The sequence below is a fragment of the Aminobacter niigataensis genome (assembly GCF_014200015.1).
Taxonomy (GTDB): domain Bacteria; phylum Pseudomonadota; class Alphaproteobacteria; order Rhizobiales; family Rhizobiaceae; genus Aminobacter; species Aminobacter niigataensis.
The window spans coordinates 1,762,762-1,776,845 of the sequence record NZ_JACHOT010000001.1 but is presented as its reverse complement, the minus strand read 5'-3'; the positions used below and the strand labels follow the sequence as shown (position 1 = coordinate 1,776,845).

Here is a 14,084-nt window from a genome sequence, read left to right as displayed (position 1 = left end):
CGAAACGATGGAACAGGCCTTTCTTCGCGTGTCAGGTGAGGAAGCAGTGCCGGATTGGCTGCGCGGCGGCGTCGTTGCCATAGGCAATTTCGACGGCATCCATCGCGGCCACCAGGCGGTGCTGGAACGCGCGCTGGAAGAGGCGCGCCAGCGCGGCGTGCCGGCACTGGTGCTGACTTTCGAACCGCACCCGCGAAAGGTCTTCCGGCCTGATGTGCCGCTGTTCGTGCTGACGCCGCCGCATGTCAAGGCGCGGCTGATCGAGGCGCTTGGCTTCGCCGGGGTCATCGAGCGGCCTTTCACGCGCGAATTTTCCGGCCTCTCCGCCGAGGACTTCGTCATCGCCATACTGGAGCAGCAGCTTGGTATCAGCCACGCGGTGACCGGCTTCGATTTCCACTTCGGCAAGAACCGCCAGGGCGGCCCGGCCTTCCTGATGGCAGCGGGCGAACGCCACGGTTTTGGGGTGACGCTGGTCGACGCCTTTCGCGACGAGGGCACCGAGATCATATCGTCAAGCCGTATCCGCGAACTGCTGGCCGAAGGCGAGGCGGCGGAGGCGGCCGGCTTGCTCGGCTATCGCTACACGGTCGAGGCCGAGGTCGTGGGCGGCGCGAAATTGGGCCGCACGCTGGGATTTCCGACAGCCAACATGCGGCTGTCGTCCGAGGCCGGGCTCAAGGAAGGCATCTATGCCGTTCGCTTCCGCTGTGCCGATGGCACGCTACATGACGGCGTTGCCAGCTTCGGCCGCCGCCCGACTGTCGATGACCATGGCGCGCCGCTGCTGGAAACCTTTGTCTTCGACTTCACCGGCGATCTCTATGGTGAGATCGCCTCGGTGTCGTTCTTCGGCTACCTCAGGGGCGAGGTGAAATTCGAAGGCCTCGACGCACTGGTTGTCCAGATGAAGCGCGACGAAGCCGAGGCGAGGGCGCTGCTCTCCGGCGTGCGCCCTCTCTCGGAGCTTGATCGGGCGATCGCCTTCTAGGCGCCTTTCCTCAGCCCCAGGCCGAAGGCGATGTAGGTGATTCCCTGGAACATCAGGTCGACGGCCAGGAAGATGCCGAGGATGATGAGGCTGTTGACCGGCCAGCCTGCGGCGATGACAAGGCCTGCCAGCACGGTGACGACACCGGCTGCGACGATCCAGCCCCAACTGGCCAGAGCCGACTTGCCCTTGATGCCCATCCAGATTCGCATCAGTCCCGAGGCGACGAGGCTGGCGGCAAGCAGCAGTGTCAGGATGGCCGAGGTCAGCACCGGGTTGACGAAGGCGAGCCAGCCGGCGACGACATAGAGGACGCCGCCAAGCAGCCACCAGAAGAAGCTGCCCCAGCTCTTCACGCCGAACGCGTGGATGATCTCGATCACGCCCGCCACGATCATCAGCGATCCGACGAAGAATACCGACACTACGGTGGCGACCAGAAGGTTGCCGGCCGCAATGATGCCGAGCGCCAGCACGAGCACGCCAAGCGCGACGAACCAGCCCCATTTCGAGCGCATTTCGGCGAGGTTGCCCTGGGGCATTTGATCGGAAGTTGCCATCGATCCCGTCTCCTTGAATTGAACAATTTTCAACAACGGTGGCGTCGTGCCGGTTTCGGAGGCTAGTCTTGGCAACCGAGTCGGTCCAGTGGCGGGCAACCTGGGAGGGAAATAAACGTCAGTGCGAACGAACGAACTTAATTCAAATTTTACGTTGTTGGCGTCACACCGATTGTTCCTGGCGATTGGTTTCGTAGCGTACGCGGGGTTGTGATGAGGTCTATCGGTCGTATTTCGGCAGCGGTTTCCGTTCTTGCCTTGGTCAATGGACCGGCGATGGCCGGCGAGGGCGCTTTCGGCTTCCTTTCCGGCGACTGGTACCTGACGCTCGGCGCCACTGGCATGGTCGCGCCCAGCTTCGAAGGCTCCAAGAAATACATGTTCTCCGCCCAGCCGATCATCTCGCTCGGCAAGGCTGGCAGCGAGACGCGCTTTTCCTCGCGCAATGACAATATTTCCCTGGCCTTGATCGACGGCGGCGGCGTGCGTGCCGGTCTCAACGGCAAGATCATCTTCGGCCGCGATGCCGAGGACGAGCTCCAGGGGCTCCACGATGTTCGCTGGGGCGGCGAAGTCGGCGGCTTCTTCGAGTTCTATCCGACCGACTGGGTGCGTGCCCGGGCCGAAGTGCGCCACGGCATCCGCGCTCATAGCGGCATTGTCGCCGACGTTGCTGTCGATGCCTTCCACGATGTGACGCCGACGATCCGTGTTTCCGGCGGGCCGCGCGTTTCTTTTGCCACTGACGACTATTTCGACACCTACTACGGGGTCAGCGCGCAAGAAGCGGTGGCATCAGGCATCAGCCAGTATGATCCGGGCAGCGGCATGAAGTCGGCGGGCGTCGGCGGCGCGATCACCTGGAAGGCGACCGACAACATAACCGCCAGCCTGTTCACCGAGTATTCGCGACTGATGGGGCCGGCGGCAGATTCGACCATCGTCAAGGAGCGTGGTTCGCGCGATCAGCTGACGGTTGGCGTCTCGACCAGCTACCGCTTCGACTTCAACCTTTGAATTCGGGCGAATTAGACGCTTTATTCCGCGTCGCGCCTCCGCTAAAAGCGCGGCCATGAGATTTCTCGCGCCTATCTTCGCGACTTCGATACGAATTATGGGCCCGGCCTTCCGGACGCTTTGACGCGTCCGCAAGTCCGGGACGACTTTGCGTGCGCGCCGTAGGGCGCCTTTTCCAGATCACGACAGTTGAACGCCCGTGGCAGCTTTGCCGGGCAAGATGGCAAGACAGATGACCGATACGTCCGAAAAGATCGACTATTCCAAGACCCTCTACCTGCCGCAGACGGAGTTTCCGATGCGCGCCGGCCTGCCTGAGAAGGAGCCGGTGACGGTCGCTCGCTGGCAGAAGATGGGCCTCTACAAGCGCCTGCGCGAAAGCGCTGCCGGGCGCGAGAAGTATGTGCTCCACGACGGCCCGCCCTATGCCAACGGCAACATCCACATCGGCCATGCGCTGAACAAGATCCTCAAGGACGTCATCACCCGCTCGTTCCAGATGCGCGGCTACGACTCGAATTACGTGCCGGGCTGGGACTGCCATGGCCTGCCGATCGAGTGGAAGATCGAGGAGAAGTACCGCGCCGCCGGCAAGAATAAGGACGAAGTCGAGATCAACGAGTTCCGCAAGGAATGCCGTGAGTTCGCCGCAGGCTGGATCAAGGTCCAGGGCGAGGAATTCCAGCGGCTCGGCGTCATCGGCGATTTCGACAATCCATACACGACCATGAATTTCCACGCCGAGGCGCGCATCGCCGGTGAACTCCTGAAGTTCGCCATGTCGGGCCAGCTCTATCGCGGCTCCAAGCCAGTGATGTGGTCGGTGGTCGAGCGTACCGCGCTCGCCGAGGCCGAGGTCGAATACCAGGACTACGAGAGCGACACGATCTGGGTGAAATTCCCGGTGGCTTCCGGCTCGGATGCCTTGGCCGGCGCCCACGTCGTCATCTGGACGACCACGCCCTGGACTATCCCCGGCAATCGTGCGGTGAACTACTCGCCGCGCATCGGTTATGGCCTGTACGAGGTCACAGCTGCCGAGAACGATTTCGGCCCCCAGCCGGGCGAGAAGCTCATCTTTGCCGAAGCGCTGGCCGAAGAAGCTGCGGCCAAGGCCAAGGTGACGTTGAATCTGCTTCGCAGCGTTTCTGGTGAAGAGTTTGGAAAGCTTGTGCTTTCTCATCCGCTCGAAGGTCTTGGCGGCGGCTACGAATTCCCCGTGCCGATGCTGTCGGGCGACCACGTTACCGACGACGCCGGCACCGGCTTCGTGCACACCGCACCCGGCCACGGCCGCGAGGATTTCGACGCGTGGATGGACGCGGTTGCCGAGCTGGAGAAGCGCGGCATCGACCCGGCGATCCCTTTCACCGTCGACGATGCCGGCTTCCTGACCAAGGACGCCCCGGGCTTCGGGCCCGATCGTGAGGGTGGTGCAGTCCGCGTCATCGACGATCACGGCAAGAAGGGCGACGCCAACAAGGCGGTGATCGAAGAGCTGATCAAGCGCAAGGCACTGTTCGCGCGGGGTCGTCTCAAGCACAGCTATCCGCATAGCTGGCGTTCGAAGAAGCCCATCATCTTCCGCAACACGCCCCAGTGGTTTGTCTACATGGACAAGCAGCTCGGCGACGGCACGACGCTGCGCAGCCGCGCGCTTCAGGCCATCGACGACACGCGCTTCGTGCCCGCCGCCGGCCAGACCCGCCTGCGCGCGATGATCGAGGATCGCCCCGACTGGGTGCTGTCGCGCCAGCGCGCCTGGGGCGTGCCGATCGCCATCTTCGCCGACGCCGACGGCAAGGTGCTGAAGGACGAGGCGGTCAATGCCCGCATCGTCGAGGCCTTCGAAAAGGAAGGTGCCGACGCCTGGTTTGCCGAAGGAGCGCGCGAGCGTTTCCTGGGTTCGCGCGCCAATGAGCCGTGGAAGCAGGTGATGGACATCCTCGACGTCTGGTTCGATTCGGGCTCGACGCATGTGTTTACGCTGGAAGACCGTCCGGACATGAAGTGGCCGGCCGACGTCTACCTCGAGGGTTCCGACCAGCATCGCGGCTGGTTCCATTCGTCGCTGCTCGAAAGCTGCGGCACCCGCGGCCGTGCGCCCTACAAGGCGGTCGTCACCCATGGTTTCACCATGGACGAGGAAGGCCGCAAGATGTCGAAGTCGCTCGGCAACACGGTCGTGCCGCAGGATGTCATGAAGCAGTCGGGCGCCGATATTCTGCGCCTGTGGGTGATGACGACCGACTATTGGGAAGACCAGCGCCTCGGCAAGAACGTGCTGCAGACCAACATCGACGCCTACCGCAAGCTGCGCAACACCATCCGCTGGATGCTCGGCACGCTCGCCCATGACGAAGGCGAGGAGATCGCACTTGCCGAAATGCCGGAACTGGAGCGGCTGATGCTGCACCGGCTTGCCGAACTCGATGCACTGGTGCGCAAGGGCTATGACGACTTCGAGTTCAAGCGCATCACGCGTGCGCTGATCGACTTCATGGTCGTCGAGCTGTCGGCCTTCTACTTCGACATCCGCAAGGACGTGCTTTATTGCGACGCGCCATCGAGCGTGCGTCGCAAGGCCGCCGTCCATGTCGTGCGCGAACTGTTCAACTGCCTGGTCAAGTGGCTGGCGCCGATGCTTCCCTTCACCACCGAAGAGGCGTGGCTCGAGCGCAACCCGCAGTCCGAGTCGGTGCACCTCGACCAGTTCCCCGACGTGCCGGCTGCCTGGCGCGACGAGGCGCTGGCCGAGAAATGGCGCAAGATCCGCCAGGTTCGCAGCGTGGTGACCGGTGCTTTGGAGCTTGAGCGTGCCAAGAAGACCATCGGCTCGTCCCTGGAGGCCGTGCCGGTCGTCTACATGACCGATGCGGTGCTCGAAGAGGCACTGACCGGTATCGATCTGGCCGAGATCAGCATCACCAGCGATCTCGTCATCTCGCACGGCGACGTTCCGGCTGATGCCTTCGCCTTGCGCGAGGTTCCCGGCGTGGCGGTGGTCGTGGAGAAGGCGGATGGCCGCGGGCTGGTCAAGTGCGCACGTTCGTGGCGCTACACCGGAGATGTCGGCTCGGACGCTGCATTTGCCGATGTATCGGCCCGCGACGCAGCTGCGCTGCACGAACTGCAGGCCCTGGGCCGGCTCTAGGCTGGTTGCCGAAATGCAACGACCGGTTGGACATCTCCCGCCGGTCGTTGCCCTTGACGGCCCATTAAGGTAAAAGCGCGAAACTTCGGCAGACAAATTGTCGCCGGATTTCCGTCGGATGAGCAAACGGATCGGGACCCGGCTCAAGGCCGGCATCTAGCGAGAGGCGTTCGAGTGAAAATTACTGGCATGACGGACCGCATCAGCGCGCGTGGAGCTTTGCTTGCGTCGCTCGCCGTTTCCGGCCTGGCGCTGACGGGCTGCATGAGCGCGCCCACCTATGGCACCGACAAGACAGCGACCGAGCAGCTTGCTGGCGACGTCACCAACATGTTCTCGATGAAGCCCAAGACCAACAGCATCGATTACAAGCCGCGCCCTGAACTGGTGAAGCCCAAGACCGGGGCGCAGGCAGCACTTCCGGCGCCGCAGGACAACATCGTCAGCACGGCCAGCGCCGATTGGCCCGAATCGCCGGAGGCACGTCGTGCCCGCATCCGCGACGATGCGACCAAGAATCGCGACAATCCGAACTTTGAGCCTCAGGTCGTCAACGACATGACGTCGCTGAACGGCCCGGATATGAGCAAGTGGACGCCCGCGCAGCGCAAGGTAGAGATCGAACGCCGCCTGCGCGAGAACAAGCAGGGCAGTGCCAGCACGCGCAAGTATCTGAGCGAGCCGCCGCTGGTGTATCGCGAGGCCGCAGCAAGTGCTGCGCAGGATGAACTCGGCGAAGACGAGATCAAGAAGGAACGCCGCAAGAAGAAGCTTGCCAAGAAGGGCAGCAGCTGGTGGCCGTTCTGATCGATCGCTGACGCGTCGCGGCCACCTATAGGTCGCGTCGGTCCTTGAAGAAGCCTTTCAGTATTTCGGCGGACCGCGTTTCGCCTATCCCCGGATAGACGTCAGGAGCGTGGTGGCAGGTCGGCGCGGCGAAAAAGCGCACGCCGCTGACCACAGCGCCGCCTTTGTCGTCGACCGCGCCGAAGTAGAGCCGCCTCAGCCGCGCAAACGATATGGCGGCCGCGCACATGGTGCAGGGTTCCAGCGTGACATAGAGGTCGTGGCCGGTGAGCCGCTCGGAGCCGAACTTCTCCGACGCCTCGCGGATCGCCAGCACCTCGGCATGGGCCGTGGCGTCGTTCAGTTCGCGCGTGCGGTTGCCTGCGCGGCCGACGATTTCACTGCCACGGACGATGACTGCGCCGATCGGCACCTCGCCGCGTTTGGCGGCAGCTTCTGCTTCCGCGAACGCCAATGCCATGTAATCGGGCCGTTTCACGCCTCAACCATCCTGTTACCCCTCGCTAACCCCCGAGCTTCCTGTTATCTAGCCGCCGAAAAGGGCAAAGGCCACCATGGACGACGATCGTAAGAAATTCCCGCGCAAGGGCGGCTCCAAGCCGGGTGGCGCAGGTGGCCGCGATGGCGGCGCGAAGAAATTCGGCAAGCCACGCACCGAAGGCGGCGCCAAGCCGTTTGCCAAGAAACCTTTTGTGAAGCGTGCTGAAGGTGCCGAGGGCGGCGAGCGTCCAAAGCGCGACTTCGCTCCGCGCGACGGTGCTGCGCGTCCCGAACGTTCGGCAACGCCATTCCGCAAAGGCCCGCGCCCTGAGGGCAAGCCTTACGAGAAGCGCGAAGGCGGCCGCTCCTTTGGCGGCGACAAGCCTTATCGTGCGCGTCCCGCCGAGGGCGCAGAGGGCGGCGAACGTCCCAAGCGCGAATTCCGTCCGCGCGACGGCGAGGCGCGGCCGACAAGCGGCGAACGTCCTTTCCACAAGGGCCCGCGCCCCGAGGGCAAGCCCTACGAAAAGCGCGAGGGCGGCCGCTCCTTTGGTGGTGACAAGCCGTATCGTGCGCGTCCTGCTGAAGGCGGCGATCGTCCGCACCGCGAATTCCGTCCGCGCGACGGCGAGGCGCGTCCTGCCGGCGGCGAGCGCTCATTCCACAAGGGCCCGCGCCCCGAGGGCAAGCCCTACGAGAAGCGCGAGGGCGGCCGCTCCTTTGGTGGTGACAAGCCGTATCGTGCGCGTCCTGCTGAAGGCGGCGAGCGTCCGCACCGCGAATTCCGTCCACGCGACGGCGAGGCGCGTCCTGCAAGTGGCGACCGCCCGTTCCGCTCAGGCCCGCGCCCCGAGGGCGGCAGGCCTTATGAGAAGCGCGAAGGCGGCGAGGCGAGGACGTTCCGTCCAAGGCCGCAAGGCGACCATCGTCCTAAGGACGACGGCTTCAAGCCGCGTCCACGCGGTCCCGAGGAGGCAGTCGAGCCGGGCGAGCGCATCGCCAAGCGCCTTGCACGCGCTGGCATCGCCTCGCGTCGCGACGCCGAGGAATTGATCGCTGCTGGCCGCGTCAGGGTCAACGGCCAGGTGCTGTCGTCGCCGGCGTTCAACGTCATGCCGAACGACGTCATCTTCCTCGACGGCACCGAGATTCCGCCGATCGAGCGCACCCGACTGTTCCTGTTCCACAAGCCGGCCGGCTTGGTGACGACCAACCGCGATCCCGAAGGCCGCAAGACCGTCTTCGACGTTCTGCCGGCCGAATTGCCGCGGCTGATGACCATCGGCCGTCTCGACATCAACACCGAAGGGCTGCTTCTGCTGACCAATGACGGCGGGCTGTCGCGCGTGCTCGAGCTGCCGGCGACCGGCTGGCTGCGGCGCTACCGCGTGCGCGTCCATGGCAAGGTCGAGCAGAAGACGCTCGACGGCCTCAAGGATGGCATCGCCGTCGAGGGCGTGTTCTACGGCTCGATTGAGGCGACCCTCGACCGCGAGCAGGGCACCAATGCCTGGATCACCATCGGCCTTCGCGAAGGCAAGAACCGCGAGGTCAAAAACATCCTCGGCGCGCTCGGCCTGGAAGTGAACCGGCTGATCCGCATCTCCTACGGCCCGTTCCAGCTTGGCGAACTGCCCGAGGGGCACGTCCAGGAGATCAAGGGCAAGATGCTGCGCGACCAGCTGGGCGAGCGGCTGATCGAGGAAGCCGGTGCGAATTTCGATGCCGACATCGTCAACCCCTTCTCCAACAAGCCCACGGTGCGCGCCCGCGAGCCGCGCGAGGAAGAACCGGCACGTCCGAAGTTCCAGCGCGACGGCGAACGCGGCCGTATCGGCGAGGGCGGCCTGATCAAGAACCGCAAGCGTTCCAATGAACGTCACCGCGAAGACGTACTGGGACGCCTGTCGACCGAGCGCCCCACCTTCGGCGACAAACCGAGTTTTGGTGACAAGCCAAAGTTTGGCGACAAGCCGAAATTCGGTGATCGGCCCAAGTTTGGCGACAAGCCGAAGTTCGGTGATAAGCCCCGGTCTGGCGGCAGGAAGGGCGACGAGCGCGAGAAGAAGCCGTTCGAAACCCCTGGTGCGCGCAAGGCCAATGTCTGGATGGCACCGGGCGCGCGTCCGCAGAGCGAAAAGGCCAAGGCCGAAGCAGCCGCGAGGCCGCCGCGCGACAAGCCGCGCTTTGATAAGCCTCGCCCGGACAAGCCCCGCTTCGACAAGCCCAAGGGCGATGGTCCGCGTGGCGGCCGGCCGGGCGGTCCGCGCAAGGATCGCGGCTGATGCGGGTTGTCGGTGGCGAATTGCGCGGAAGGCCGTTGGCCACGCCGCGTGACAACGCCATCCGCCCGACCACCGATCGCACCCGCGAGGCGGTGTTCAACATGCTCGCCCATCGCTTTGGCGGCAGGCTCGATGGCGCGCGCGTGCTCGATCTTTTTGCCGGCACCGGCGCGCTCGGCATCGAGGCGCTGTCGCGCGGTGCTTCCTATTGCGTGTTCATCGAGGAGTCCGCGGAGGGCCGCGGGCTCATCCGCACCAATGTCGAAAGCTTCGGACTGACCGGACGGACGAAGATCTTCCGTCGCGACGCGACCGGTCTCGGCGATGCCGGCACGCTGGGACCGTTTGGCCTGGTCTTTGCCGACCCGCCCTATGGCAAGGGACTGGGCGAAGGCGCGTTACGTTCCGCCCAAGCCGGCGGTTGGCTCGCGCCGGGCGCGCTGTGCGTGGTTGAAGAAGTGGCATCGGCTCCATTCGAGCCAGGCCCCGGCTTTTCCGTCGTCGACGAACGCTCCTATGGCGAGACCGTGATCCGCTTCATCGAAGCTGCCTGATCGATCCAATCGCTTAATTCGGGCCTGGCTGCCGCGGGATCCAGCGCCGCACCGGCTCGGCGGAGCCGTCAAAGGTCGCCTCGAAGATTGGCGCTGCAAGCACCGCATGCACGTGGAGTGTTCCAGAGCCGACGTTTCGGAAACCGTGTTTTTGACGGGCTGCAACAATGAGCGACTGTCCGCCGGCGAGGACAACGTGTTTTTCGTCGATCCACATCTCGGCTTCGCCTGAGAGTACGGTGAGCACCTCCTCGACAGGGTGCCAATGCGTGGGAGGTCCGGCTTCTGGCTGCAGCCATTGTTCGAAAATGCAAAGCTGAGTTGCGCCGTTGAGGGCCGAGATCTGCATCCGGCTGATGACCCCCGCCCGCCACTCTTCGCGCAGTTGGTCCGCATGCGCAACTACAGTCATCGCCGTTCCTCCTGTTTTTGCTCTCCATTCACGAGACTTGCGAAGAGGACCAGCGTTCGCCGTTCCCTGTCGCTATAATACCAACTGTTCCAATGACTTGGCAGTCCTGATCTGGCGAAAATGTTGTCGGCCGCCAGATCCACTTCGCAAAATTGGCGCGCTTGCCGCCCGAGTGTGGCCTTGTTCGGGCTTCATTACGAACAATTCACTTCCCGCCGCTTTGTGCCAACGCCTATAAGGCAGCACGTTCACATTCAGAGGCAGTTGATGATTTTGGGATTCTTGCGGTCGAAGGGCTCGCTGCCGGCCGCGCTCGCCTTGGGCCTGGCGTGGGCAGGACCGGTTCTGGCCGAAGCGCCGCGCGGCGACTGGGACGTCACCAGCTTCACGCTCGACAACGGCATGCAGGTGGTGGTCATCCCCGATCATCGCGCGCCGATCGTCACCCACATGGTCTGGTACAAGGTCGGCAGCGCGGACGAGATGCCGGGAAAGTCCGGCATCGCTCACTTCTTCGAACATCTGATGTTCAAGGGCACGACCAACCACAAGGCTGGCGAGTTTGGCCAAAAGGTCGCCGAGATCGGCGGCAGCGAGAACGCCTTCACCACCTACGATTACACGGCCTACCACCAGACGGTGACCCCCGGCGCGCTCGAAACCATGATGGGCTTCGAGGCCGACCGGATGCGCAACCTGGTCCTGACCGACGCGGTGATCGGCCCCGAGCGAGACGTCATCCTCGAGGAACGCCGCTCGCGCATCGAAAACAATCCCGGCGCTCTGCTCAACGAGGAAGTCGACGCGACGCTGTTCCAGAACCAGCCCTACCGCACGCCGGTCATCGGCTGGATGCACGAGATCGAGAAGCTGAACCGGCTCGATGCGACCGCCTTCTACGACAGGTATTACGCGCCCAACAACGCGATCCTGATCGTCGCCGGCGATGTCGAGCCTGAAAACGTCAAGGCGCTTGCCGAGAAGACCTACGGCCAGGTCGCGCGTGGCCCCGAGCTTCCGCCGCGTATCCGCCCGACGGAGCCGGAGCAGAACACCAAGCGCACGGTCGAGCTTACCGACGAGCGGGTGAGCGTGCCCAGCTTCTCCAAGGCCTGGGTGGTGCCATCCTACCAGACCGCCGAAGCCGGCGAGGCCGAGGCGCTGGACCTGCTTTCGGAGATACTGGGCGGCGGCAACCGCAGCCGGCTTTATCAGGCGCTGGTCGTCAAGGATGGCATTGCCTCGTCCGCCGGTGCCTTCTTCGAGGGGACGATGGTCGACGACACCAGCTTCACCGTCTATGGCGCACCGCGTGGCGAGGCCGGACTGCAGCAGGTCGAATCCGCGGTCGACGTCGAAATCCGCCGCATCATCAAGGATGGCGTGACATCGGACGAGCTTGAAAAGGCCAAGGACCGTTTTGTCCGCTCGATGATCTTTGCGCGCGACAACCAGGCGAGCATGGCCAATATCTATGGCAGTACGCTGGCCACCGGCGGCACCGTCGACGACATCAGGCAGTGGCCGGACAGGATACGGGCGGTCAGCGCCGACCAGATCAAGGCGGTTGCCGCCAAATACCTCAATCCCGACCATTCGGTTGCCGGCTATCTGCTGCCGGCGAAATCTGTCGAGAAATGATTTGATGATCACGCTTACGGCAATGCGTTTCAGGATTTCGATGTCGGCGCTGACGCTGATGCTGGCGCTGGTGTTTCTGGTGCTGCCGGCGGTGGTTGCCGCGCGCGCCGAGGTGCGTATCCAGGAGGTCAAGTCGGACAAAGGCATCACCGCCTGGCTGGTCGAGGATTATTCGGTGCCGATCATCGCCATCAAGTTCCTGTTCGATGGCGGCAGCACCCAGGATCCGGTCGGCAAGGAGGGACTTGCCAATCTGATGACCGGTCTCTTTGACGAAGGCGCCGGCGACCTCGACAGCGATGCCTTCCAGATCAGGCTCGACGAAGCCGGCGCCGAAATGGGTTTCAACGAAAGCAACGACGCGGTCGGCGGCGGCATGCGCATGTTGGCCGACAGGCAGGACGAGGCGTTCGAACTGCTCAAGCTGGCGGTCGAGAAACCGCGTTTCGACCAGGCCCCGATCGACCGCATCCGCTCGCAGATCGTTTCCGGCATCGTCGCCAACGCCCGCGATCCCGAAGCACAGGCGGCGCGCAAATGGGCCGAGGCGGTTTATGGCGAACATCCCTATGCCCGGCCCGACCAAGGCACGGAAAAGTCGCTCGCTACAATCACCGCCGACGACCTGCGCGCTTTCCACAAGGCCAATTTCACCCGCCAGAACATTCATGTCGCGGTAGTCGGCGCGATCGATGCCGAGACGCTGAAGAAGCGGCTGGACCAGGTCTTCGGCGGCTTGCCGGAAAAGGCGGAGCTGCGCGCCGTCGAGCGCGTCGAGCCCAAGCTGCGCCAGACGATGCATATCGAGTACCCGTTGCCGCAGACCTCGCTGCAACTGATTTACCCCGGCGTGCCGCGCGAAGCGCCGGACTTCCTTGCAGCCGCGCTGATGGAGCACATCCTTGGCGGCGGCACCTTCTCGTCGCGTCTGTTCGACGAAGTGCGCGAGAAGCGTGGGCTGGCCTATAGCGTCAGTTCCGCGCTGATCAACCAGGAACACGCCTCGTCGCTGATCATCGGCACGGCAACCCGTTCCGACAGGGCTGCGGAGACCTTGGCCGTCATTCGCGATGTGATTGGCAAGATGGCGGAAGAAGGCCCCACCGAGGCCGAACTCGAGGCGGCCAAGAAGTACATGCTTGGCGCCTATGCGATCAACAATCTCGACTCCTCTGGCGCCATTGCCAGCACGCTGGTCGACCTGCAGACCGACAAGCTCGGCATCGACTACATGCAGCGGCGGATCGACCTGATCAATGCGGTGACGCTCGATCAGGTGAAGGCTGCTGCGCGCAAGCTCCTGACGGTCGAGCCGGCAGTGATGATCCTCGGCCCGAAATTTGCAGAAACGAGCAAGGGATGAGCGCGACCTTCGCCCTTGCGCTCGGCGGCGGCGGCGCACGCGGGCTTGCCCATATCCACGTCATCGAGGCACTCGACGAACTCGGCATCAAGCCGGTGGCGATCGCCGGCTCGTCCATCGGCGCCGTCATGGGGGCAGGCATGGCTGCCGGCCTGAGCGGCCGCGAGATCCACGAGCATTCTCGGGCCGTGCTCGGCCGGCCTGCCGAAGTCGCCAGCCGCATGTGGCGGGCGCGGCCTGGCACGCTTTCCGAAATGGTCGAAAGCGGCATCAGGGTGACCCAGTTCAATGTCGAGCGCATTCTCAAGGCATTCCTGCCCGAGGGCGTGCCGGCGACGTTCGAAGAACTCAAGCTGCCGCTCAAGGTGACGGCGACTGACTACTACGGCCATTGCCTGTCGGTGTTCGAGGAAGGCGAGCTGTTCTCGGCGCTCGCCGCATCGGCGGCGATTCCGGCTGTCTTCAAGCCGGTATTGCGCGGCAACACGCTCTATATCGACGGCGGCATCTACAACCCTGTGCCGTTCGATCTGCTCGATGGCGTGGCCGATTTCACCATCGCCATCGATGTCGTCGGCGCACCGTTTGAAAACGGCCGCAAGCAGCCCAATTCGATCGACCTGATGTTCGGTGCCAGCCAGCTGATGATGCAGTCGATCATCGCCAACAAGCTGAGCCAGAACCCACCCGACATTTTCTTGCGACCGCCCGTGTCGCGCTTCAGGGCGCTCGATTTCCTCAAGATCGACCAGGTCATGGCCGAGACGGTGGCGATCAAGGACGAACTCAAGCGCGCTGTCGACGAGATCCTGCAGTAGTT

12 protein-coding genes are annotated in these 14,084 nt (G+C 63.9%); 9 read left to right on the top strand and 3 right to left on the bottom strand.

Annotation, left to right across the window (positions count from 1 at the left end):
* Positions 1-7 precede the first annotated feature (7 nt).
* The gene (locus GGQ99_RS08865; RefSeq protein ID WP_183262107.1) at positions 8-991 is read left to right on the top strand and encodes a bifunctional riboflavin kinase/FAD synthetase; all 984 of its coding nucleotides are present in this window, start codon (positions 8-10) and stop codon (positions 989-991) included.
* Here the strand turns inward: GGQ99_RS08865 and GGQ99_RS08860 are convergent.
* Positions 988-1,551, bottom strand: coding sequence for an HdeD family acid-resistance protein (locus GGQ99_RS08860; RefSeq protein WP_183262105.1), 564 nt, complete (start codon positions 1,549-1,551; stop codon positions 988-990). The two genes, GGQ99_RS08865 and GGQ99_RS08860, sit on opposite strands and share 4 nt — an antisense overlap.
* A gap of 213 nt (positions 1,552-1,764) precedes the next feature.
* Between GGQ99_RS08860 and GGQ99_RS08855 the strand changes: the two genes are divergently transcribed.
* From GGQ99_RS08855 to GGQ99_RS08845, 3 genes are all read left to right on the top strand, one after another.
* On the top strand, positions 1,765-2,568 hold the full coding sequence (locus GGQ99_RS08855) for a MipA/OmpV family protein (RefSeq protein WP_183262103.1): 804 nt from the start codon (positions 1,765-1,767) through the stop codon (positions 2,566-2,568).
* Positions 2,569-2,800: 232 nt separating this feature from the next.
* Positions 2,801-5,722, top strand: coding sequence for an isoleucine--tRNA ligase (gene ileS / locus GGQ99_RS08850; RefSeq protein ID WP_108608630.1), 2,922 nt, complete (start codon positions 2,801-2,803; stop codon positions 5,720-5,722).
* A 189-nt stretch (positions 5,723-5,911) separates the two neighbouring features.
* The gene (locus GGQ99_RS08845) at positions 5,912-6,529 is read left to right on the top strand and encodes a hypothetical protein (RefSeq protein WP_183262100.1); all 618 of its coding nucleotides are present in this window, start codon (positions 5,912-5,914) and stop codon (positions 6,527-6,529) included.
* 25 nt (positions 6,530-6,554) lie between these two features.
* Here GGQ99_RS08845 and GGQ99_RS08840 read toward each other — a convergent pair whose 3' ends face one another.
* Positions 6,555-7,007 carry a deaminase gene (locus tag GGQ99_RS08840; protein ID WP_183262098.1) on the bottom strand — a complete coding sequence of 151 codons (453 nt, stop codon included), beginning with the start codon at positions 7,005-7,007 and terminating at the stop codon, positions 6,555-6,557.
* Between the two features lie 76 nt (positions 7,008-7,083).
* On the opposite strand from GGQ99_RS08840, the gene GGQ99_RS08835 reads away from it, so the two are divergent.
* Together GGQ99_RS08835 and rsmD are read left to right on the top strand one after the other, a co-directional pair.
* The gene (locus GGQ99_RS08835) at positions 7,084-9,294 is read left to right on the top strand and encodes a pseudouridine synthase (RefSeq protein ID WP_183262096.1); all 2,211 of its coding nucleotides are present in this window, start codon (positions 7,084-7,086) and stop codon (positions 9,292-9,294) included.
* The gene (gene rsmD / locus GGQ99_RS08830; protein WP_183262094.1) at positions 9,294-9,848 is read left to right on the top strand and encodes a 16S rRNA (guanine(966)-N(2))-methyltransferase RsmD; all 555 of its coding nucleotides are present in this window, start codon (positions 9,294-9,296) and stop codon (positions 9,846-9,848) included. The genes GGQ99_RS08835 and rsmD overlap by 1 nt, the downstream gene beginning before the upstream one ends.
* A 13-nt stretch (positions 9,849-9,861) precedes the next feature.
* On the opposite strand, the gene GGQ99_RS08825 is transcribed toward rsmD, so the two are convergent.
* Positions 9,862-10,260, bottom strand: a complete 399-nt coding sequence (locus GGQ99_RS08825; RefSeq protein ID WP_183262092.1) for a cupin domain-containing protein — start codon at positions 10,258-10,260, stop codon at positions 9,862-9,864.
* A gap of 267 nt (positions 10,261-10,527) precedes the next feature.
* Between GGQ99_RS08825 and GGQ99_RS08820 the strand changes: the two genes are divergently transcribed.
* From GGQ99_RS08820 to GGQ99_RS08810, 3 genes are read left to right on the top strand one after another with little or no spacing between them, the layout of a single operon-like run.
* Positions 10,528-11,901, top strand: coding sequence for a M16 family metallopeptidase (locus GGQ99_RS08820; RefSeq protein ID WP_108608625.1), 1,374 nt, complete (start codon positions 10,528-10,530; stop codon positions 11,899-11,901).
* A 4-nt stretch (positions 11,902-11,905) separates the two neighbouring features.
* Entirely contained in the window at positions 11,906-13,264 is a 1,359-nt protein-coding gene (locus GGQ99_RS08815) for a M16 family metallopeptidase (protein ID WP_183262090.1), read from the top strand.
* Positions 13,261-14,082 carry a patatin-like phospholipase family protein gene (locus GGQ99_RS08810; RefSeq protein WP_183262088.1) on the top strand — a complete coding sequence of 274 codons (822 nt, stop codon included), beginning with the start codon at positions 13,261-13,263 and terminating at the stop codon, positions 14,080-14,082. Before GGQ99_RS08815 ends, GGQ99_RS08810 begins: the two co-directional genes overlap by 4 nt.
* Positions 14,083-14,084 lie beyond the last annotated feature (2 nt).

Bases quoted from the DNA above. Each gene is read 5' to 3' on its own strand.
- GGQ99_RS08860 (WP_183262105.1), bottom strand. From the start codon at position 1,551: ATGGCAACTTCCGATCAAATGCCCCAGGGCAACCTCGCCGAAATGCGC.
- GGQ99_RS08845 (WP_183262100.1), top strand. From the start codon at position 5,912: ATGACGGACCGCATCAGCGCGCGTGGAGCTTTGCTTGCGTCGCTCGCC.
- ileS (WP_108608630.1), top strand. From the start codon at position 2,801: ATGACCGATACGTCCGAAAAGATCGACTATTCCAAGACCCTCTACCTG.
- GGQ99_RS08855 (WP_183262103.1), top strand. From the start codon at position 1,765: ATGAGGTCTATCGGTCGTATTTCGGCAGCGGTTTCCGTTCTTGCCTTG.
- GGQ99_RS08865 (WP_183262107.1), top strand. From the start codon at position 8: ATGGAACAGGCCTTTCTTCGCGTGTCAGGTGAGGAAGCAGTGCCGGAT.
- GGQ99_RS08820 (WP_108608625.1), top strand. From the start codon at position 10,528: ATGATTTTGGGATTCTTGCGGTCGAAGGGCTCGCTGCCGGCCGCGCTC.
- GGQ99_RS08810 (WP_183262088.1), top strand. From the start codon at position 13,261: ATGAGCGCGACCTTCGCCCTTGCGCTCGGCGGCGGCGGCGCACGCGGG.
- GGQ99_RS08835 (WP_183262096.1), top strand. From the start codon at position 7,084: ATGGACGACGATCGTAAGAAATTCCCGCGCAAGGGCGGCTCCAAGCCG.
- GGQ99_RS08825 (WP_183262092.1), bottom strand. From the start codon at position 10,260: ATGACTGTAGTTGCGCATGCGGACCAACTGCGCGAAGAGTGGCGGGCG.
- rsmD (WP_183262094.1), top strand. From the start codon at position 9,294: ATGCGGGTTGTCGGTGGCGAATTGCGCGGAAGGCCGTTGGCCACGCCG.
- GGQ99_RS08815 (WP_183262090.1), top strand. From the start codon at position 11,906: ATGATCACGCTTACGGCAATGCGTTTCAGGATTTCGATGTCGGCGCTG.